The following is a 1,877-nucleotide window of genomic DNA, read 5'->3' on the forward strand; positions in this document are numbered from 1 at the left end:
GGATTCGGCGATCTGAGTACCTTCAGCAACTCCTATCGCCGCAGCTTCGGCGAACGGCCGTCCGACACCCGCACCCGCGCCAACTAGAGCGGTAACCGTGGCGCGCACAACAACATACGTGCGCAAGGCTCCAAGATTGCACGCCTGAACATCTCCTACCGTCGAAGCATGGAACTTGGCACTCACCCGTCGTACGGCCCGGACACTCTGTTCTCTGTCAGCGGCCGAATAGCTGTGGTAACCGGAGGATCTCGGGGTATCGGCGCCATGATCGCCCGCGGGCTGGTCACCGCCGGTGCCGATGTGATCATCACCAGCAGGAAAGTCGAGCAATGCCGAGCCACGGCCCACCACATCAACAGCGAGGCAGACACTCTCGGTAGCTCCGGCCGCTGCAGCTACATCAGCGCCGATCTCTCGACCCCTAGCGGAGTCGAACATCTCGTCAACTCGGTCAAAGATCGCCACGAGCATCTCGACATCCTGATCAACAATGCCGGCACAACGTGGGGAGCGCCGCTGGAGGAATTCCCGCTCGCCGGCTGGAGCAAGGTACTCAACACCAACCTCGTGTCACCCTTCGGAATCATCGTGGGACTGCTCCCGCTGCTTCGGGCTGGAGCCCGACCCGAGCGCCCCGCCCGCATCATCAACGTCGGAAGTGTGGACGGTCTCGTTGCACCCCAGTGGGACAACTACTCCTACAGCGCGAGCAAGGCGGGCCTGCACATGCTCACCCGTCAACTCGCCGGCCGGCTGGCGTCCGACAGCATCACGGTCAACGCCATTGCCCCCGGCCCGTTCCTCACCGACATGCTCAGCCATGTCGCCGCCGACCCCGCACAGGAAGACGCGCTGCTCAATACTGTTCCGCTCGGCCGCTACGGCCAACCAGAAGACATTGTCGGGGCAGTCAGATTCCTCTCCTCATCGGCCGGCGCATTTGTCACCGCCACCGCGATACCCGTCGACGGTGGATTCAGCGGCTGCAACCGTTGAATGCCTCGTCCGACGACGACCATCACCACAAATCTCCAGCACAACAACCCAGGAGTACCGCATGCCCGAAGCCGTCATTGTGTCCACGGCGCGAACCCCGATCGGCCGCGCGGTCAAAGGATCGCTGAAAGACCTGCGCGCAGACGACCTCGCAGCACACGCCGTCCTCGCGGCACTCGCCAAGGTTCCCCAACTCGACCCCACCCAAATCGACGATCTCATGCTCGGCGTGGGACAGCCTGCCGGCGAATCCGGAAATAACCTGGGGCGAGCTGTGGCCGTCGTAGCCGGCCTCGATAACGTCCCGGGCGTCACCGTCAATCGATACTGCTCGAGCAGCCTACAGACAACGCGTATGGCATTGCACGCCATCAGATCAGGCGAAGGCAATGTGTTCGTCTCCGTCGGCGTTGAAACGGTCAGCCGATACTTCAACGGCGCGTCGGACAACCCAGAAGGCCAGAATCCCCTCTTCGCTGAAGCGCAGGCCCGCACCGCCACCCGTGCCCAGCCCGACAACGGCTGGACCGACCCCCGAGCCGACGGTCATCTCCCAGATCTCTACATCACGATGGGGCAGACGGCGGAGAACGTAGCGCACTTCAAGAACATCAGCCGCGCTGAACAAGACGCCTTCGCCGTGCGCAGCCAGAATCGAGCCGAAACCGCCACCGGGTACGGCTTCTGGGCCCGCGATATCGCCCCTGTGCGCCTTCCCGACGGTAGTTATGTGAGCACCGACGACAGCCCCCGCAGCGATGTGACTCTCGAAGCTGTTTCTGCGCTGCCGCCGGTGTTCAGACAAAACGGCACCATCACCGCCGGTAACAGCTGCCCGCTCAACGATGGCGCCGCCGCGCTCGTGGTCATGTCTGACA

At 63.3% G+C, this 1,877-nt stretch carries 3 protein-coding genes; 2 read left to right on the plus strand and 1 reads right to left on the minus strand.

Features of this window, described 5'->3' with window-relative positions; translation table 11 throughout:
* Positions 1-186, minus strand: a 186-nt coding sequence (locus ACRDUX_RS03280; protein ID WP_526410983.1) for a hypothetical protein, incomplete at its 3' end; no start/stop codon positions are given.
* Here ACRDUX_RS03280 and ACRDUX_RS03285 point away from each other — a divergent pair.
* Positions 169-999, plus strand: a complete 831-nt coding sequence (locus ACRDUX_RS03285; protein WP_526410985.1) for an SDR family oxidoreductase — start codon at positions 169-171, stop codon at positions 997-999. The genes ACRDUX_RS03280 and ACRDUX_RS03285 overlap by 18 nt on opposite strands.
* A 61-nt stretch (positions 1,000-1,060) precedes the next feature.
* On the plus strand, positions 1,061-1,877 hold an 817-nt coding region (locus tag ACRDUX_RS03290), incomplete at its 3' end, for a thiolase family protein (protein ID WP_526410987.1).

Source organism: Mycobacterium sp. (assembly GCF_050701675.1).
Taxonomy (GTDB): domain Bacteria; phylum Actinomycetota; class Actinomycetes; order Mycobacteriales; family Mycobacteriaceae; genus Mycobacterium.

Bases quoted from the DNA above. Each gene is read 5' to 3' on its own strand.
- ACRDUX_RS03285 (WP_526410985.1), top strand. From the start codon at position 169: ATGGAACTTGGCACTCACCCGTCGTACGGCCCGGACACTCTGTTCTCT.